The sequence below is a fragment of the Erwinia pyri genome (genome assembly GCF_030758455.1).
Taxonomy (GTDB): Bacteria; Pseudomonadota; Gammaproteobacteria; order Enterobacterales; family Enterobacteriaceae; genus Erwinia; species Erwinia pyri.
In genome coordinates, this window is record NZ_CP132353.1 from 1,996,360 (window position 1) to 2,013,790 (window position 17,431).

Genomic DNA, 17,431 nt, shown 5'->3' on the forward strand with positions numbered 1-17,431 from the left:
GCTTACGGTCATTCAGCGCAGTGCCGGACAGCACTGCCAGGGAAACACTATGTTAAGTATCAAAGATTTACAGGTTAGCATTGAAGACAAAGAGATCCTGCGTGGGCTGGATCTTGAGGTAAAAGCGGGTGAAGTTCACGCCATTATGGGCCCGAACGGATCCGGCAAAAGTACGCTCTCTGCCACGCTGGCAGGTCGCGAAGAGTATGAGATCACCGGCGGTTCAGTCAGCTTCAAAGGTAAAGATTTACTGGAGCTCTCCCCGGAAGATCGCGCGGGCGAAGGGATCTTTATGGCCTTCCAGTACCCGGTAGAGATCCCGGGCGTCAGCAACCAGTTCTTCCTGCAAACTGCCGTTAACTCGGTACGCAAATACCGTGAACAGGAAGCGCTGGATCGTTTTGATTTTCAGGACTTCATTGAAGATAAAATTCAGCTGCTGAAAATGCCTGAAGATTTGCTGACCCGTTCGGTCAACGTCGGCTTCTCCGGCGGCGAGAAAAAGCGTAACGATATTCTGCAGATGGCGGCATTAGAGCCTGAGCTGTGCATTCTGGATGAAACCGACTCCGGTCTGGACATCGATGCGCTGAAAACGGTTGCCAACGGCGTTAACACGCTGCGTGACGGCAAGCGCGCGTTCATTATCGTTACCCACTATCAGCGCATTCTGGACTACATCAAGCCGGACTTCGTGCATGTGCTCTATCAGGGCAAAATCGTTAAGTCAGGCGACTTCTCGCTGGTGAAACAACTGGAGGAGCAAGGCTATGGCTGGCTTACCGACCAGGAATAGTGATCATGCCCTGCAGCAGTGGCATCACTTGTTTGAAACCCAGGGCGAGAACCGCTCTCTGCAGGCTCAGCAGCACTGGCAGCAGGTGCTGCGCTTAGGGCTGCCCGGGCGCAAGCAGGAAAACTGGAAATATACTCCGCTGGAAGGGCTTTTTGATCACCAGTTCGTGGCGGATAAAGCCGCTTCGGTAACTGCTGAGCAGGTTAAAGGGCTGGCGCTGGAGATCGACGCGGTCAGACTGATCTTTGTGGACGGGCGCTTTAACGCTGCGCTGAGCGACAACACCTTCGATCTGTTTGATATTACGGTTACGCAGGCCGCGCAGCGCCGCGAAACCAGCGCGCCGGTTCAGCCTGAAGTTTTCCTTCATCTGACGGAAAGCCTGGCGGAAGAGGTGACCACGCTGCATCTGGCACGCGGTAAATCTGCCCCACGGGCCATCTATATGCTGCACATCAGCAGCAGCGCAGAAGTCGGGATGAACACCTCCCACTATCGCCATCATTTGCAGCTTGATGAAGGGGCAGAGGCGACAGTCATTGAACATTACGTCAGCCTGAACGACGCCAACCACTTTACCGGCTCTCGCCTGACGACAACCGTGGGCAACAATGCCCAGCTCAGGCACTACAAGCTGGCATTCGAACACAACAGCAGCTATCACTTTGCGCATAACGATTTCGTTATCGAACGCGACGCCAATGTGAAAAGCCACAGCTTCCTGCTGGGTGCGGGCCTGACTCGTCACAATACCAGCGTGCAGCTTAATGGCGAAGGCACCGAGTTGGGCATCAACAGCCTGATGCTGCCGGTTGAGAAAGAAGTGTGCGACAGCCGGACTTACCTTGAGCATAACAAAGGGTATTGCCAGAGCCGTCAGCTGCATAAAACTATCGTCCGTGATAAAGCCCGTGCAGTGTTTAACGGCATGATCAAGGTAGCGAAGCACGCGTTGAAAACCGATGGTCAGATGAACAACAACAATCTGTTGCTGGGTCGTCTTGCTGAAGTGGATACCAAGCCGCAGCTTGAAATCTACGCCGATGACGTGAAGTGCAGCCACGGCGCCACCATTGGCCGCATCGACGATGAGCAGATGTTCTACCTGCGCGCTCGTGGGATTGGCGAGGAGTCTGCCCAGCGCATGATTATCTACGCCTTTGCCGCAGAGCTGACTGAAGCGATCACGGATGAGGTACTGAAAGAAGCGGTGATGCAGCGTATTGCACAACGCTTTCCCGGAGGCATTAAATGAGTTTTGACCTGACACGCGTCAGGGCTCAATTTCCTGTTCTGGCGCGAGAAGTAAATGGCCAACCGCTGGCCTACCTCGACAGCGCCGCCAGCGCGCAAAAGCCGCAGGCGGTCATTGATGCAGAGAGCCATTTTTATCAGCATGGCTACGCCGCCGTGCACCGGGGTATTCATACCCTGAGTGCGGAAGCGACCACTGATATGGAAAACGTGCGGGCTCAGGCTGCACGTTTCCTGAATGCGGCATCGCCAGAAGAGATTGTCTTTGTTAAAGGGACTACCGAGGCGATAAACCTGGTGGCCAACAGCTGGGGCGGCAGGCAGCTTCAGGCGGGTGATAATATTATTATCACCGAAATGGAGCATCACGCCAATATTGTTCCCTGGCAGATGGTGGCCGAACGCACCGGTGCGGAAATTCGCTATATTCCCCTGACGGAAACGGGCGAGCTTGACCTCTCCGCATTGCCTCAGCTTATCGACAGCCGTACTCGTATGCTGGCGCTGACGCAGGTGTCGAATGTGCTTGGCACCATCAACCCGGTGAAAGAGATTGTCGCGCAGGCGAGAGCGGCCGGCGTTGCCACGCTGATTGACGGCGCACAGGCCGTGATGCATGAGAAAGTGGATGTCCAGGATCTGGGCTGCGATTTTTATGCTTTCTCGGGCCATAAAATTTATGGCCCCTCCGGTATCGGTATTCTTTACGGTCGTAAAGAGATGCTGGATCAGATGCCGCCGTGGGAAGGCGGCGGGTCGATGATCGCCACCGTCAGCCTGACGGCCGGAACAACCTATGCCGCAGCGCCATGGCGCTTTGAGGCGGGTTCTCCCAATACCGGCAGCATCGTCGGTCTGGGCGCGGCCCTCAGCTGGATTTCAGCGCTCGATCTGGACGTTATTCATGAGCGTGAGCAGTCGCTGATGCGTTATGCGCTCGACAAGCTCGCCTCGGTGCCCGATCTGGTTATATATGGCCCGAAACAGCGAGCTGGCGTAATCGCCTTCAATCTGGGCAAGCATCACGCTTATGACGTGGGCAGCTTCCTCGATCAGTATGGTATTGCTATTCGCACCGGTAACCACTGCGCTATGCCGTTAATGAATCACTACGGCGTGTCAGCAATGTGCCGTGCCTCCTTCGTTCTGTATAATAGCGAAGAAGAGGCCGACCGCCTGGCGGCAGGTCTGACACGTATACACCGTCTGCTGGGCTGATTTTCGCCCGGCGGCTACCGGAGGCACCAATGGCGTCATTGCCAGAGAAAGAGAAACTGGTGCGTAACTTTACCCGTTGCGCTAACTGGGAAGAGAAGTACCTTTACGTTATTGAACTGGGGGCGATGCTGCCAGAATTGTCTGAATCCCTTCATCAGCCCGAAAATATCGTATCAGGCTGTCAGAGCCAGGTGTGGATCCTGATGGAGACCGATGAAGAGGGGCGCGTTGTCCTGCGCGGTGACAGCGACGCGGCCATTGTTAAAGGGTTGATTGCAGTCGTTTTTGTCCTTTACCAGCGGATGACGCCGGCCGAAATTCTGGCCTTTGATGTGCGTCCCTGGTTTGAACAGCTGGCGCTAACTCAGCACCTTACGCCTTCCCGCTCCCAGGGGCTGGAAGCGATGATCCGCGCCATCCGTCATAAAGCCCAGGTTCTTTCTCAGAACTGAGTTGCTACACTTCCCGACAGGCTTCCCGCTTCGCTGGCGGGAAGTTTCATCAGTCTGAACGGGAAATTCGCATGAAATCGTTGTCTGCTCTTGCCGTACTTTTCTTTACCATCCTGACCTCCACGCATTATGCCAGCGCTACGGAGTACCCCCTGCCTGCAGAAAACAGCCGCTTAATTGGCGAGAACACCACTTACACCGTTCCGGCGGATGGGCGTTCGCTGGAAGCTGTGGCCGCACACTACAAAATTGGCCTGCTAGGCATGCTGGAGGCTAACCCGGGAACCGATCCCTGGTTACCGAAAGCGGGAAGCCAGCTAACTATTCCCACGCAGATGCTGCTGCCGGATACCAAACGGGAGGGGATTGTAGTAAACGTTGCTGAGCTCAGACTCTACTACTATCCGAAGGATCAGAATAAGGTCATTGTCTATCCTATCGGTATCGGCCAGCTTGGGGCGAACACGCCGGCCATGGTGACCAGCGTCAGCCAGAAAATCCCTAATCCTACCTGGACACCCACACCCAATATCCGCAAGCGCTATGCCGCCGAAGGTAAGACCCTGCCGGTGACCGTGCCTGCCGGGCCAGATAACCCAATGGGACTGTATGCCATGCGTCTGGCTTATGGTCAGGGCCATTATCTGATCCACGGCACCAATGCGGACTTTGGCATCGGTATGCGCGTCAGCTCCGGCTGTATCCGTCTGCGGCCTGACGACATTGAGGCGCTGTTCAACAGCGTGCCGAAGGGTACCCGGGTGCAGATTATTAATCAGCCGCTGAAGTATGCTGTAGAGCCTGATGGTAAGCGCTATCTCGAAGTTCACCAGCCGCTGTCGTACAGTGAAAAGGACGATCCGCAGACCATGCCGATTAAGCTGACCGCTAACGGCAAAAAGTTTGTACAGAGCGACAAGAGCGATGCAGAGATGATTAAGCAGGTCATGGAGCGACGTTCCGGCATGCCGGTGATCGTGAGCCAGGGAGAACCAGTAACCGATCACAACGCGTTGCCCGCTATCCTGCAGCAGAGCGATTCTGAAGCGCCGCAGGCACAATCGGCCACAATTACTCAGGCGGAAGGCGAAAGCCCGCAGAATTGATTCTGATGCGTTATAGCGACGTGCAAAGGTGAGTATAAGGGAGAGAAGGGCGTAACCAGAAACAGGGGACAAAAAAATGGCGCACAATGTGCGCCATTTTCAAAACCAGAACTCTTACTTACGGTAAGAGTGAGCCTGGTTGTCCAGACGCTGGTTAGCGCGAGCTGCGTCATCTTTAGCAGCCTGAACGTCAGAACGCATTGCGTTCACGTCGTTGCTCAGCTGGTCAACTTTAGCGTTCAGAGTCTGCACGTCGGTAGACAGCTGATCGATTTTAGCGTTGCTTGAACAGCCAGCCAGCAAAGTTGAACCCAGGATTACCGCGCCCAGTACCAGTTTAGTACGATTCATTATTTATACCCTCTAGATTAAGTTAATCTCCATGTAGCGTTACAAGTATTACACAAAGTTTTTTCTAATGAGAATAAATTTTTGATGAGAAAGTGCTTAATTTTGATCGTTCGCTCAAAGATGCACCGTCTTTCCACTTTTCCACAAAAAAATTAGCGAAAACAGGCGACTTTAATTGGAGTGATCTTCAGATAATAAAAATTGAATCGTTAAATTCGATTGGAAATTTTAAGAAAAGTCTTTAACACAGTTGTAAAAAAAGCGCCCTTTAAGGCGCTTTTTAACTACAAGGCGTAATCTTCTATTACAGCACGTGCACAGAGGCGGTATTTGTGGTTCCACTTGGCACTAATGCACCAGAAACCATCACCACCACGTCGCCTTTCTGACCATAGCCGCTGGCTACCGCAGCTTCTTTACCCAGGCGGTAGAAATCGTCAGTAGACGCAATTTCCTTCACTACAGAAGTAATGATGCCTTTGCTTAACAGCAGCTGACGGGCGGTCTGCTCATTGGTGGTTAAAGCCAGAATAGTGGCGTTAGGGAAGTATTTACGTACCGACTTGGCTGATTTACCGCCTTCGGTCGCCACTACAATCAGCGGAGCTTCCAGATTTTCGGCCGTTTCAACCGCGCCGCGACACACTGCTTCGGTGATACGCATTTTACGATTGTCGTGCTGAGAGTCGATACGGCTCTTCATTACGCGGTCAGTACGCTCGCAGATGGTGGCCATGATGGTCACTGATTCCAGCGGGTACTTCCCTTTGGCGCTCTCACCAGAGAGCATGACCGCATCGGTACCGTCCAGAATGGCGTTGGCAACGTCGCCAGCTTCTGCACGGGTAGGGCGCGGGTTTTTGATCATGGAATCGAGCATCTGCGTGGCGGTAATCACCACTTTGCGGGCGCGGTTACATTTTTTGATCATCATCTTCTGCGCGAAGATCACCTCTTCAACCGGGATCTCAACGCCCAAATCGCCACGAGCAACCATGATGCCGTCGGACGCATCAAGGATTTCGTCGAAATTGTTCAGGCCTTCCTGGTTTTCGATTTTAGAGATGATCTGGATGTGCTCGCCGCCGTGCTGCTTAAGGTGCTCACGGATTTCCAGCACGTCAGAACGCTTACGGATAAACGAGGCGGCTACAAAATCCACGCCCTGCTCGCAACCAAAGATCAGGTCGCGCTTGTCTTTTTCCGCCAGTGCCGGCAGCTGGATAGAGACGCCAGGCAGGTTAACGCCCTTATTCTCGCCCAGGTCACCGTTATTCAGTACCTTACAGACCACGGTATTTTCGGTTACTTCGGTCACTTCCATACCGATCAGACCGTCATCCACCAGCACGGTATTACCCACTTTCAGGTCAGCGGTTAAGCCAGCGTAGGTCACGGCAACGCGTTCATTGTTACCAATAACCGACTGATCGGTAGTGAAGGTAAAGGTCTGACCCGCTTTCAGGGAGGCATCGGTGCCGCCTTCCAGCTTCATGGTACGGATTTCAGGGCCTTTGGTATCCAGCAGGATAGCCGCCTGATGTCCGGTTTTGCTCATCACGGCACGCAGATTCGAGATACGTTTACCGTGCTCTTCGTAATCGCCGTGGGAGAAGTTAAGGCGCATTACGTTCATGCCTGCATCAAGCAGGTTGGTTAACATTTCTTCGGATTCGGTTTTTGGACCGATAGTACAAACAATCTTGGTCTTTTTCATGACGAGTTTTCTATTAAGTTGTGATGGATGAGAAAAGCGAGATCCCGGAGCCTGAGTGAGCGCCGGATAAGAATTCGTGCCTGACTGGCAAACTGCGATACAGAATAAGAATAGGTGACGGTGCTAAAGCGTGCAGGGGAAGTTGAGACGCGGTTTCAGCGCGCGCGCAGGAATGCGTTGCGCAACAAGCTATCGTTTTTGCTAAAGGGTCAACCATACGCTGAAACCATTCAAGTGAAACAACGTTCCGTATTATAGTCGTTAAGTGCGCGAAAACCAATTAAAAAGCAGCGGGCAATGCAGCAAAGGTTGCGGCAGATCAGCTTGTTGCGCATCAAAAAGGGAGCAGGGAGATTTTTCAGAAGCGTGCAGGATGGTGCGTTCTAGAGGACTCGAACCTCCGACCCCCACCATGTCAAGGTGGTGCTCTAACCAACTGAGCTAAGAACGCTTTAATTTTGGTGCGTCCGAGTGGACTCGAACCACCGACCCCCACCATGTCAAGGTGGTGCTCTAACCAACTGAGCTACGGACGCACTGTGGTGCGTTCTAGAGGACTCGAACCTCCGACCCCCACCATGTCAAGGTGGTGCTCTAACCAACTGAGCTAAGAACGCATCTGTTTGCTGTCTTGGTAACAGCGGGGACGAATATTAACGACAGCCTCTACGCCTGGCAAGCGGAAATCTGTTTTTTTCTTCCCGACTGCTGCGCAACTGTGCGAAGCGCAGCAATTTTGAACATGGCGTCGTTAAAAATTTCGAAAAATTAATGCGCTGCGCGTGCCAGAATGATCCCGGCTGGCTTCTGTTGCAGGCGCAATATCCGCCAGACCATCATTATTGCCGCCGAGGTCAGGCCGATGATGAAACCGGTCCAGAAACCCGCCGGCCCCATCCGTGGCACCACCCAGTCCGTCAGCGCCAGAATGTATCCGCTGGGCAGACCCAGCACCCAGTAGGCGATAAAGGTGATAAAGAAAATAGAGCGGGTATCTTTGTAGCCGCGCAAAATTCCGCTGCCAATAACCTGTATTGAATCAGAAAACTGATAGATAGCGGCCAGCAGCATCAGATGAGCCGCCAGAGCAATCACTTCAGGGTTGTCCGTATAGAGGTGAGCAATATGTTCACGGAACGTCACGGTGAAAATAGCCGTCATCATGGCCAGCGAAACGCCCACGGCCTGTGCCGTCCAGGCGGAAACTTTTGCCGCTTCGGTAGATCCCTGTCCAAGCCTGTAACCCACGCGGATAGTGGTAGCCACGCCCAGTGAGAGCGGCAAAACAAACATCAAAGAGCTGAAGTTCAGGGCGATTTGATGTCCGGCAACCTGCACAATGCCCATCGGCGAGACCAGCAAGGCCACCACGGCAAACAGCGTGACTTCGAAAAAGAGCGCCAGTGCAACGGGCAGACCCAGCTTAAATAAACGCCAAAGAATAGCGGTGTCCGGCGGGCTGAAACGGCCAGCCACGCGGATATCACGCATCGAACGGGCACGGCCCACCCAATATTTCATGGCGATAAACATCACCCAGTAGACGGAAGCGGTAGCCACGCCACAGCCAACGCCGCCCAGGGCAGGCATGCCAAAATGGCCGTAAATAAAGATATAGTTAACCGGGATATTAACCAGCAGGCCAATAAACCCCATTACCATGCCGGGTTTCGTTTTGGAAAGACCTTCGCACTGATTGCGCGCTACCTGGAAGAAGAGATAGCCTGGCGCCCCCCAGAGCAGCGCATGAAGATACCCTTCGGCAATATCTGCCATATGGGGATCGATATTTTGCATAGAGCGGATCAGATAACCGGCGTTGTAGAGCAGCACCATGATGACAACAGAAACCATCGCCGCCAGCCAGTAGGCCTGACGAACCTGGAAAGCTACGCGATCGCGCCGACCGGAGCCGTTAAATTGCGCAACCACTGGAGTCAGTGACAATATCAGACCATGACCGAAGAGAATGGCAGGCAACCAGACTGAGGTGCCTACGGCTACGGCGGCCATGTCCGTGGCGCTCACTGCGCCGGCCATAATGGTATCGACAAAACCCATAGCCGTTTGCGCAACCTGCGCAAGGATCACCGGGATTGCCAGCGCTAATAATTGACGCGCTTCTGTAAGGTACTTCTGCACACATACACCTATTGGTTAACGGAAAAAAGAGAGACTACGAAAGTAAAAAACGCTATTTCTGCGATATAAAAGCAGGGCTGGCCGCACAGTGTAATGTTCGCAGAGAAAATAGCCAACGTCTGCGTTAAGAATAGCTCGTTATGTCACGAGATCCCCGGGATCGCATTTGGTTTTATCGGGGGACCAGGGCAAACTAGAGCAAGAATTCTTATACAGAGGCCACAACTATGTTTACCGGTATTGTGCAGGGCACCGCTGAGGTGCTGGCAATTGAAGAGAAACCTAATTTTCGCACCCATATTATTAAATTACCGGCGGAGATGCTGCCCGGTCTGGAATTAGGCGCTTCTGTCTCTCATAACGGTTGCTGCCTTACGGTGACGGAAGTGCAGGGCGATCGGGTAAGCTTTGATCTGGTTAAAGAGACGCTGCGGATTACCAATCTTGGTGATCTTAAAGTGGGTGATACCTTAAACGTTGAGCGGGCGGCAAAATTCAGCGATGAAATTGGTGGCCACTTAATGTCCGGCCATATTATGACCACCGCTGAAATCAGCAAAATAGTGACTTCAGAAAATAACCGGGAAATCTGGTTCAGGCCGCAGGATGTAATGCAGATGAAATACATTCTGCATAAAGGCTTTATTGGCATTGATGGCATCAGCCTCACGGTGGGTGAAGTCACCAAAACCAAATTCTGCGTTCACCTTATTCCAGAAACGCTGGCCCGAACCACGTTGGGTACAAAACGGCTGGGCGATCGGGTGAATATCGAGATCGATCCCCATACTCAGGCGATAGTAGAAACTGTTGAGCGGGTACTGGCTCAGCGGGAAGCCGCTTTACTCGCTGCGGCTGCTTCAGAGCAATAGATAAAAAAGGGCCGACAGCATTGGTCGGCCCTTCTGGTCCCTTATCTCATTAGTGCGGAACGCGTAAACCACCCTCTACGCCGTGGCTGAAGACCACCTGCCAGAGCTGAATATCGCGCGCACGGAAGGCGCCAGCACAGGCGTTGAGATAATAGACAAACATCCGCTTAAAGCGCTCGCCATATTTTTCTGCCAGTTCCGGCCAGGCGGCCAGAAAACGCTGATGCCAGGCCATTAACGTGGTGTCGTAATCCTGGCCGAAGTTATGCCAGTCTTCCATGACAAAATAGGGTTCCTGCGCATCGGCGATATGACGCACTGAAGGAAGGCAGCCGTTCGGGAAGATATATTTATTGATCCACGGATCCACTTTTTCATCAGTAGTATTGGCACCGATGGTATGAAGCAGGAAGATGCCGTCAGGTTTCAGATTACGATTGACCACATCGAAATAGGTCGCGTAATTTTTTGGCCCCACATGTTCAAACATGCCGACCGAGACAATACGGTCAAACTGTTGATTGAGATCGCGATAGTCCTGCAGCAGAATAGTGACATCCAGCCCTTCACAACGCTGCTGGGCCATTTTTTGCTGTTCGGCGGAAATAGTCACGCCGAATACGCTCACGCCATAGTTTCTGGCGGCAAACTCCGCCAGACCGCCCCAGCCGCAACCAATATCCAGCAGAGACATGCCTGGCTCAAGCTGCAGCTTATCGCAGATCATTTTTAATTTAGCCTGCTGCGCCTCTTCCAGCGTCTGCGCTTCTTTCCAGTAGCCGCAGGAATATTGCATGTAGGGATCGAGCATCAGTGAGAAAAGGTCATTCCCGAGATCGTAATGCTCTTTGCCCACAATCCAGGCACGCTTACGTGACTGCAGATTAGTTAATCTGGCCGCGGCGATCCTCAGCGTATCTTTGAAATGGTGGGGAAGCTGTTGATCGAGTTTAGCCAGCAGGACGCGGTGAAAGAACATATCAAGCCGTTCGCACTCCCACCAGCCATCCATATAACTTTCACCCAGACCAAGTGACCCTTCCTGTAAAACGCGTTTGAAGAAGTCAGGATTGGTTATTTTGATATCCCAGGGACGGGTACCGTTGATCTCAATATCAGCATTGCGCAACATTTCCTGGATGATTCGGTACCACTGATTCTCTCCAAGGCTCACTTCTTCTATACACGATGAACTCATAGCTTCTCCATCACCCTGTGTGATTGAAACCTGAGAAATAGAATAGACAATTTCTACAGGATTTGAGAACACGCACGGCATAACCGTACGCCTGATATCCGGCGTTACAGAGGGTTGATATGAATGCCTGCAGAGTTGCGCAACGATTGCCACGCGGAATAGCATGCTGACAGCCCTGTCAGGACTCTAAGTAATTGCGAAATACTTGTTATTATATGTTGCCTGAAATGAGTATATGCTCACGTCAGGCATAATTCAACGGAATATTGTTAGTGTGCTAATCAATTAATTCAACCTGTTAGCGTCCACCGTGCGCACCAGCCAGAGTCATCTCTTCCGCTTTCACACGCTGTAAAATATAGCCGATTATTGACAAAACAACAGTGGAGAGCATGACCAGCGAGGTGGTAAACAGGGAGCTGGTGATAAAGGTCGAGACAATCAGGCTGGCAATGCAGCACAAACCCAGCTGTAGCGTGTTCTGCAGGGCAGCCGCCTTGCCGCTGGATTGGGGGAAGGGCAGCAGGGCATTGGCGACCACAATCGGATAAATCGCACCATTCGCCAGCGCCATGCCGCAGAAAGGTAGCAGCAAAGCATACAGCGAAGGTTCCGGCAGTTGAGCGGCAATAAAGAAGGCGAGGATGCTGACGCCATAAAGAGCCAGTAGCCAGGGTAACAACGCTCGTCCCTCAAGGTGTTTCAGCAGCGTACGGCAGCCATACCCGCCAATCAGGAAAGCGAGCGTTTGCGGCACGTAGCTCAGGCCGATATCTCCAGGCGACATGCCCAAAGCCCCAAGAATAAAGGGCGACCCTGTTAGCCAGGCAAAAAAGCTGGCTGAACAGGCGGCGTAGATCAGCACGTTACCGCCGTAGACCGGGGATTTTAATAAGCTGATAAAACTTACCTTCTCACTGGCTGCCTGCGTTGTCTCTTTACGGGGCGATTTGAGAAACAGAGTAAAAATCAGCAGGGCAACCGCAATCAGCAATAGCGTGATAAAAATGGCCCGCCAGCTAAAGTGGTTAAGCAGCCAGGCACCCAGCAGCGGAGCCAGCGCTGGCGAAAGGGCTACCAGCGGCATAATAGAGGCAAAGACGCGGTTAGCCTGGGCGGCCGGATAGCGGTCAACCACCAGCGCCTGCCAGCTCACTGCGGCGGCACAGATGCCGATGGCCTGCGCAAATCGAAGCGCCAGCAGCAGGGAAGCAGATTCAACCCACCACATAGCGGCACAGCTGATGGCAAACAGGCTCAGGCCCATCAGCAGCACGGGCTTACGGCCAATACGATCGGACAGCGGCCCCCAGATCAGCTGACCGCTGGCAAAACCGGCCAGAAACAGGCTGAGGCTGGCGCTGATGATGCCCGCGCTGGTTTGCAAATCTTGTTGCATAGCGATAAAAGCAGGCAGGTACATATCGGTGGCGAGGAAACCCGCAACGCTGAGCAGCGCGAGGTAAACTATAAATCCTTTTCCAGGCATTTTTTTCTCTTTATGGGTAATGAATCGAACGCCGCAGAGTGTAATCGCGTGTCAATCAGCTTGTGAAACGGTAATATTTGCCTGTTCCCTCCAAAAAATTTGCAGGCAGGTTATGTGGTCAGAACACGCTTTGGAAGTCGTTGATGCCGTAGCACGCTCCGGCAGTTTCACCGCAGCTGCGGCAGAGCTGCATCGGGTCCCCTCAGCTATCAGCTATACAGTGCGGCAGCTGGAGGAGTGGCTGGCGGTTCCCCTGTTTGAACGGCGGCATCGGGATGTGGTGCTGACCGAAGCGGGACGGGTATTTGTGCAGGAAGGGCGTAGTGTTATCAAAAAAATGCTCGCCACCCGACGGCAGTGTCAGCAGGTGGCAAACGGCTGGCGCGGACAGATCAACATTGCCGTCGATCGGATAGTCAAACCACAGCGCACGCGCCAGCTGGTGGTGGACTTCTATCGCCACTTTCCGGATATGGAGCTGCATCTCTCGCCAGAGGTGTTCAATGGTGTCTGGGATGCGCTGGCCGATGGCCGGGTTGATGTGGCCATCGGGGCGACTCAGGCTATTCCGGTAGGCGGCCGTTTTGCCTTTCGCGATATGGGAGCACTGAACTGGCGCTGTGTGGTAGCGGCAGATCATCCTCTGGCGCAGCACAAGGAGCAGGTAATCATTGAAGAGGCGATCCGGGAGTGGCCTTCGCTGGTGCTGGAGGATACCTCGCGGGCACTCCCCAAGCGAACAACCTGGACCCTGGATAACCAGCGGCGGCTGGTGGTGCCGGACTGGGAAAGCGCCTTCGACTGTCTGTCAGCCGGGCTTTGCGTGGGCATGGTGCCGGGACATTTTGCCCGGCCTCTGTTGAAACAGGGCACGCTGCACGAGCTTAAGCTTGCTGCCGCTTTTCCCGACAGTCCCTGCTGCGTCAGCTGGTCTGAACAGCAGGCTTCACCGGCGCTGAGCTGGCTACTCGATTATTTGGGAGAAAGCGATACGCTGAACAGCGAATGGCTGCGTGAGGAAGAATAACAAAGCGGGTAAACAGCGCAGGCCAGGGGCAGAGTATGCCCCTGGCTGCAGGAGGAGAGAGGTGCACAAGTCGTTTAGCGGCGGTAATCCAGGAAAGGACCGTCGGCGACCGAGCGACGTTCAATCAGTGAAGGATGCACCTCAATGGTCTGCGGATCTTCCCGTTTGCTGGTGATGCGGTCCAGCAGCATATCGAAGGCGGTCTCGCCCAAACGCTCTTTTGGCTGATGGACGGTAGTCAGCGCTGGCGTAAAGTAACGGGCGTTGCGCACGTTATCATAACCGATCACCGATATATCCTGCGGGACCCGCAGGCCCATTTCGTCCGCAGCGCAAATTGCGCCCATGGCCATGACGTCACCGCCACAAAAGACCGCCGTCGGGCGCTGCTTTTGCGACAAAATCTGCTGCATCGCCTGATAGCCAGACTCCGGTTCGAAATCACCCTGCACCAGCCACTCTTTTCGCAGCGTAATATTGGCTTCAGCTAGCGCTTTCAGGAAGCCGGCATGGCGACCGCCGCCGGTGTTGCGCTCCATCTGCCCGGGGATCACGCCGATATCGCGGTGACCACGATCGATCAGATAGCGCCCGGCCAGATAGCCGCCCTCAAAAGCGTTATCCAGCACGGTATCTGTAAAGTCACCGCGGGACTCGCCCCAGTCCATTACCACCATCGGGATATTGCGGTTCTCTTCCAGCATCCTGATCAGCGGATCGGGATACTCTGAGCACATCACCAGCAGACCATCCACGCGCTTTTGCGCCATCATCGACAGATAGGCCTGCTGCTTTTGCAGATCGTTATGGGCATTGCCCAGGATCAGGGTATAGCCTTTTGCGAAGCAGCAGTTCTCCACCGCCTCGATAATCTCGGCAAAATAGGGCGCTTCGCTGGAGGTGGCTAACAGACCAATGGTTCTGGTGTGATTAACCTTCAGGCTACGGGCCACTGCACTGGGGGAGTAGTGCAGCGATTTAATTGCAGCCCAGACGGCCTCCCGCGTCTCTTCGGCGACAAAGCGGGTTTTATTGATGACGTGGGAAACGGTGGTGGTCGACACCCCGGCCTGTTTTGCCACATCTTTAATTGTTGCCATGAACTAGCTACTCCTGCGCTTATCTCAACATGTTGATAAGGCTGTTGTTAATCGTTTGCCTGGTAAGAATAAAACCTGACGTCTTAAATCATTTTTTTATGTTGCTGTCGGATTCGTCAGGAAGGAAAAGAGTGGTCACCCGCAGAACAGTGAAGATAAGCGAGCGTTGCGCAACAAAAAAAGAATTCTAACAAGGCTGAGCAGAGAAAACGAGATTTTTACCGCTAAGTATGGGAAAATTGGTAACACCATAAACTGTAGGGCTATTCAGGAAGAAAAATGGATACCGATTTAAAGTTCTCACTACTGACCACGGTTTGCGCACTGGCGATGATTATGGCGTTCAGCTTTACCGCCATCATGCACTAGTCTGAACAGGGGCCAGGCAACTGGCCCCTGTATCACTTTTAACGAATGGTTTTCGGCGTCATCATCCGACGGGCGCCAATATAGTGGCGCTGCCAGTAATCTTCGCCCAGCGCACTGACCTGGATATCCTTGCCGGTGCGCGGGGACTGAATGAACTTACCGTCACCCAGATAGACGCCCACATGATCGGCAGCGCCGCGGCCATTAATGCGGAAGAAGACAAGATCCCCTTTTTCCAGCTCATCACGTTTGATTGAGGCGGCATCGCGCAGGTGATACATCTCATTAGCGGTGCGGGGGATCTTAAATTTCACCAGATCTTTATAGGCATACCAGACCAGTCCGCTACAGTCGAAGCCGGTTTTCGGTGAGGTTCCGCCCCACTGATAAGGCTTACCCAGCTGGCCCATCAGTTTGTTCATCGCGGTTTCACGCGCCTTCTGATAGCGGGCACGGTGAGCTTTGCTCAACTTCAGCGGCGCCGAATCGAGATCGGCGGTCAGCGCTTCCATCTGCGCGGCTTTACCACGGTGACGCCCGTAACGTTTTTTACCCTCATTAACGCTTTTTTTGTTAACTCTGCTGGGGGTAGCGGCGGCAGTTGCCTGAGGTGCTTTCTTTTTAAGCTTGAGCTTCGGAGCGGAGGTTAAGCGGGATTTCTTGCTGGTGGACTCTTTCACTTTTTTAGTTGAGCTCGCTTTAACCGGCCTGCGTTTACGTCGCTCATCTTCCCGGGCTGGCGTACCGGCGTCCGTCTTATGATGATTAGCATTAACGGGAGCGTGTGGCGATGCGTGCGCCATATTAAAAAAGAGCTGAGCAAACGCCAGCATAAAGAGGGTGATGAGTAAACGCATCGTTACCATTAACAGTTTGTGCTTCGACCGGCGGCCAAAGCGTGCCAAAAACAGGGATATCTGCTTTGCAGCAGGCTCATTGGGCAATTCTAATCTAACTGTTTAACAAAAGGTAAGGTCTTTTTTGTTTCAATGATGCAGAACAAGTAAAACCTGTAAAAATAAGCCAAATCAGCTGGTTATCTGCGCAAACCTTATCCAGTTTACCGCCATCAGCGCTGCAATAATCAGAGGGAAATGTTATTTTAATGTATCCGCCTGGGCTTGTGAGGCGCAGACGCCGAAAATGCTCTCAGTAAAATGTCGTTTTCATCGTGCGGAGAGAGTCGCTACACTAAATAGACACGAAGTATCCGATTAAGGAAGCCATTTATGAGTACCGTTGAGAAAATTGAGCGCCAGATAGCAGAAAACCCGATTCTGCTCTACATGAAAGGTTCACCGAAACTGCCAAGCTGCGGCTTCTCGGCCCAGGCCGTTCAGGCGCTGTCAGCCTGTGGCGAACGTTTCGCCTATGTGGACATTTTGCTGAATCCGGAAATTCGCGCGGAATTACCTAAATATGCAAACTGGCCAACTTTCCCGCAGCTGTGGGTGGATGGTGAGCTGGTCGGCGGTTGCGACATCATCATTCAGATGTATCAGCAGGGCGAACTGCAGCAGCTGATCAAAGAAACTGCACAAAAATACCCTTCTGACACCGCTGAATAAGCCAGTCAGAAAGTAAAAGGGCGAGGAAAATTCCTCGCCCTTTTTTTATGCTTCGCTTTCCGGTACGGGCAGCGGCCAGCCACCCAGCCGTTTCCAGCGGTTCACTAACTCACAGAAGAGATCGGCCGTTTGCACCGTATCGTACAAAGCGGAATGCGCCTGACTACTGTCAAACGCCATCCCTGCCGCAGCACAAGCTTTCGCCAGTACGGTTTGCCCTAATACCAGCCCGCTTAACGCGGCCGTGTCAAAGGTCACGAAAGGATGGAAGGGGTTGCGTTTCAGACCGGCCCGTTCAGCGGCCGCATTCATAAAATTGAGATCAAAGGTGGCATTATGCGCCACCATAATGGCGCGATTGCAGTCCCGATCTTTGATCCCTTTGCGCACCAGTTTAAATATGGCATGCAGGGCTTCATATTCACTGACTGCACCGCGTAGCGGGTCAGAGGGATCAATGCCGTTAAAAGCCAATGCTTCAGGTTGCAGAACAGAACCTTCAAACGGCTCAACGTGGAAATGGAGCGTTTCGTCTTTCTCCAGCCAGCCATTCTCATCCATTTTCAGGGTAACGGCAGCCACTTCCAGTAGCGCGTTGGTCTTCGCGTCAAATCCGGCGGTCTCCACATCGATTACTACCGGATAAAAGCCGCGAAAACGGCTGCTGAGGGCGTTCAGTTCGTTCGATTCAGACATCAGGATCTCATTGGCGAAAAAATGCAGCGCGCATTATGGCAAATTTCACCGCGAGATGCAGCAGGGGAAGGGAGAA

The 17,431-nt window shown here is 53.1% G+C and carries 17 protein-coding genes and 3 tRNA genes; 9 read left to right on the top strand and 11 right to left on the bottom strand.

Translation table 11 applies throughout. The features are described 5' to 3' along the window. Positions 1 to 49: 49 nt before the first annotated feature. From sufC to Q3V30_RS09280, 5 genes are all read left to right on the top strand, one after another. Entirely contained in the window at positions 50 to 796 is a 747-nt protein-coding gene (gene sufC / locus Q3V30_RS09260) for a Fe-S cluster assembly ATPase SufC (protein WP_306212627.1), read from the top strand. After that, entirely contained in the window at positions 771 to 2,051 is a 1,281-nt protein-coding gene (sufD, locus tag Q3V30_RS09265; RefSeq protein ID WP_306212629.1) for a Fe-S cluster assembly protein SufD, read from the top strand. Before sufC ends, sufD begins: the two co-directional genes overlap by 26 nt. Beyond that, positions 2,048 to 3,268 (top strand): cysteine desulfurase SufS, encoded by a 1,221-nt coding sequence (gene sufS, locus Q3V30_RS09270; protein ID WP_306212631.1) that lies wholly within the window; start codon positions 2,048 to 2,050, stop codon positions 3,266 to 3,268. Before sufD ends, sufS begins: the two co-directional genes overlap by 4 nt. A gap of 29 nt (positions 3,269 to 3,297) precedes the next feature. After that, the gene (sufE, locus tag Q3V30_RS09275) at positions 3,298 to 3,720 is read left to right on the top strand and encodes a cysteine desulfuration protein SufE (RefSeq protein WP_306212633.1); all 423 of its coding nucleotides are present in this window, start codon (positions 3,298 to 3,300) and stop codon (positions 3,718 to 3,720) included. A 71-nt stretch (positions 3,721 to 3,791) separates the two neighbouring features. Further along, on the top strand, positions 3,792 to 4,826 hold the full coding sequence (locus Q3V30_RS09280; RefSeq protein WP_306212636.1) for a L,D-transpeptidase family protein: 1,035 nt from the start codon (positions 3,792 to 3,794) through the stop codon (positions 4,824 to 4,826). Positions 4,827 to 4,940: 114 nt separating this feature from the next. Here Q3V30_RS09280 and Q3V30_RS09285 read toward each other — a convergent pair whose 3' ends face one another. The 6 genes from Q3V30_RS09285 to Q3V30_RS09310 all read right to left on the bottom strand — a co-directional run bounded on the left by Q3V30_RS09285 (position 4,941) and on the right by Q3V30_RS09310 (position 9,036). Continuing rightward, complete coding sequence (locus tag Q3V30_RS09285; protein ID WP_013201929.1) at positions 4,941 to 5,177, bottom strand: major outer membrane lipoprotein; 237 nt, start codon at positions 5,175 to 5,177, stop codon at positions 4,941 to 4,943. A gap of 304 nt (positions 5,178 to 5,481) precedes the next feature. After that, positions 5,482 to 6,894: a pyruvate kinase PykF gene (pykF, locus tag Q3V30_RS09290; RefSeq protein ID WP_306212639.1), complete on the bottom strand. Its 1,413-nt coding sequence runs from the start codon at positions 6,892 to 6,894 to the stop codon at positions 5,482 to 5,484. Between the two features lie 374 nt (positions 6,895 to 7,268). After that, positions 7,269 to 7,345, bottom strand: a tRNA-Val gene (locus Q3V30_RS09295). An 8-nt stretch (positions 7,346 to 7,353) separates the two neighbouring features. Next, positions 7,354 to 7,430: transfer RNA gene (locus Q3V30_RS09300), tRNA-Val, on the bottom strand. 4 nt (positions 7,431 to 7,434) lie between these two features. Next, positions 7,435 to 7,511, bottom strand: a tRNA-Val gene (locus Q3V30_RS09305). A gap of 151 nt (positions 7,512 to 7,662) precedes the next feature. Then, positions 7,663 to 9,036 carry an MATE family efflux transporter gene (locus Q3V30_RS09310; protein WP_306212641.1) on the bottom strand — a complete coding sequence of 458 codons (1,374 nt, stop codon included), beginning with the start codon at positions 9,034 to 9,036 and terminating at the stop codon, positions 7,663 to 7,665. A gap of 227 nt (positions 9,037 to 9,263) precedes the next feature. On the opposite strand from Q3V30_RS09310, the gene Q3V30_RS09315 reads away from it, so the two are divergent. Further along, positions 9,264 to 9,908 carry a riboflavin synthase subunit alpha gene (locus tag Q3V30_RS09315; RefSeq protein WP_306212643.1) on the top strand — a complete coding sequence of 215 codons (645 nt, stop codon included), beginning with the start codon at positions 9,264 to 9,266 and terminating at the stop codon, positions 9,906 to 9,908. A 49-nt stretch (positions 9,909 to 9,957) separates the two neighbouring features. Here Q3V30_RS09315 and cfa read toward each other — a convergent pair whose 3' ends face one another. Further along, complete coding sequence (gene cfa, locus Q3V30_RS09320) at positions 9,958 to 11,106, bottom strand: cyclopropane fatty acyl phospholipid synthase (protein WP_306212645.1); 1,149 nt, start codon at positions 11,104 to 11,106, stop codon at positions 9,958 to 9,960. Between the two features lie 298 nt (positions 11,107 to 11,404). Next, positions 11,405 to 12,595 (bottom strand): purine nucleoside transporter PunC, encoded by a 1,191-nt coding sequence (gene punC, locus Q3V30_RS09325; RefSeq protein ID WP_306212647.1) that lies wholly within the window; start codon positions 12,593 to 12,595, stop codon positions 11,405 to 11,407. 112 nt (positions 12,596 to 12,707) lie between these two features. On the opposite strand from punC, the gene punR reads away from it, so the two are divergent. Further along, complete coding sequence (gene punR / locus Q3V30_RS09330) at positions 12,708 to 13,622, top strand: DNA-binding transcriptional activator PunR (RefSeq protein ID WP_306212648.1); 915 nt, start codon at positions 12,708 to 12,710, stop codon at positions 13,620 to 13,622. 74 nt (positions 13,623 to 13,696) lie between these two features. Here punR and purR read toward each other — a convergent pair whose 3' ends face one another. Then, on the bottom strand, positions 13,697 to 14,722 hold the full coding sequence (gene purR, locus Q3V30_RS09335; protein WP_306212650.1) for an HTH-type transcriptional repressor PurR: 1,026 nt from the start codon (positions 14,720 to 14,722) through the stop codon (positions 13,697 to 13,699). A gap of 279 nt (positions 14,723 to 15,001) precedes the next feature. On the opposite strand from purR, the gene cydH reads away from it, so the two are divergent. Further along, complete coding sequence (gene cydH, locus Q3V30_RS09340; RefSeq protein ID WP_306212652.1) at positions 15,002 to 15,091, top strand: cytochrome bd-I oxidase subunit CydH; 90 nt, start codon at positions 15,002 to 15,004, stop codon at positions 15,089 to 15,091. A gap of 38 nt (positions 15,092 to 15,129) precedes the next feature. Here cydH and Q3V30_RS09345 read toward each other — a convergent pair whose 3' ends face one another. Continuing rightward, positions 15,130 to 15,948, bottom strand: a complete 819-nt coding sequence (locus Q3V30_RS09345) for a C40 family peptidase (RefSeq protein ID WP_306212654.1) — start codon at positions 15,946 to 15,948, stop codon at positions 15,130 to 15,132. Between the two features lie 372 nt (positions 15,949 to 16,320). On the opposite strand from Q3V30_RS09345, the gene Q3V30_RS09350 reads away from it, so the two are divergent. Beyond that, positions 16,321 to 16,659: a Grx4 family monothiol glutaredoxin gene (locus Q3V30_RS09350; protein WP_306212656.1), complete on the top strand. Its 339-nt coding sequence runs from the start codon at positions 16,321 to 16,323 to the stop codon at positions 16,657 to 16,659. Positions 16,660 to 16,704: 45 nt separating this feature from the next. On the opposite strand, the gene rnt is transcribed toward Q3V30_RS09350, so the two are convergent. Next, a complete protein-coding gene (rnt, locus tag Q3V30_RS09355; protein WP_306212658.1) occupies positions 16,705 to 17,355 on the bottom strand; it encodes a ribonuclease T in 651 nt (216 codons plus the stop codon). Between the last annotated feature and the right edge of the window lie 76 nt (positions 17,356 to 17,431).

Coding starts and splice junctions, on each gene's coding strand:
- Q3V30_RS09285 (WP_013201929.1), bottom strand. CDS start 5,177: ATGAATCGTACTAAACTGGTACTGGGCGCGGTAATCCTGGGTTCAACT.
- sufE (WP_306212633.1), top strand. CDS start 3,298: ATGGCGTCATTGCCAGAGAAAGAGAAACTGGTGCGTAACTTTACCCGT.
- sufS (WP_306212631.1), top strand. CDS start 2,048: ATGAGTTTTGACCTGACACGCGTCAGGGCTCAATTTCCTGTTCTGGCG.
- Q3V30_RS09350 (WP_306212656.1), top strand. CDS start 16,321: ATGAGTACCGTTGAGAAAATTGAGCGCCAGATAGCAGAAAACCCGATT.
- sufD (WP_306212629.1), top strand. CDS start 771: ATGGCTGGCTTACCGACCAGGAATAGTGATCATGCCCTGCAGCAGTGG.
- cfa (WP_306212645.1), bottom strand. CDS start 11,106: ATGAGTTCATCGTGTATAGAAGAAGTGAGCCTTGGAGAGAATCAGTGG.
- Q3V30_RS09280 (WP_306212636.1), top strand. CDS start 3,792: ATGAAATCGTTGTCTGCTCTTGCCGTACTTTTCTTTACCATCCTGACC.
- Q3V30_RS09315 (WP_306212643.1), top strand. CDS start 9,264: ATGTTTACCGGTATTGTGCAGGGCACCGCTGAGGTGCTGGCAATTGAA.
- purR (WP_306212650.1), bottom strand. CDS start 14,722: ATGGCAACAATTAAAGATGTGGCAAAACAGGCCGGGGTGTCGACCACC.
- punC (WP_306212647.1), bottom strand. CDS start 12,595: ATGCCTGGAAAAGGATTTATAGTTTACCTCGCGCTGCTCAGCGTTGCG.
- sufC (WP_306212627.1), top strand. CDS start 50: ATGTTAAGTATCAAAGATTTACAGGTTAGCATTGAAGACAAAGAGATC.
- rnt (WP_306212658.1), bottom strand. CDS start 17,355: ATGTCTGAATCGAACGAACTGAACGCCCTCAGCAGCCGTTTTCGCGGC.
- cydH (WP_306212652.1), top strand. CDS start 15,002: ATGGATACCGATTTAAAGTTCTCACTACTGACCACGGTTTGCGCACTG.
- Q3V30_RS09345 (WP_306212654.1), bottom strand. CDS start 15,948: ATGCGTTTACTCATCACCCTCTTTATGCTGGCGTTTGCTCAGCTCTTT.
- pykF (WP_306212639.1), bottom strand. CDS start 6,894: ATGAAAAAGACCAAGATTGTTTGTACTATCGGTCCAAAAACCGAATCC.
- punR (WP_306212648.1), top strand. CDS start 12,708: ATGTGGTCAGAACACGCTTTGGAAGTCGTTGATGCCGTAGCACGCTCC.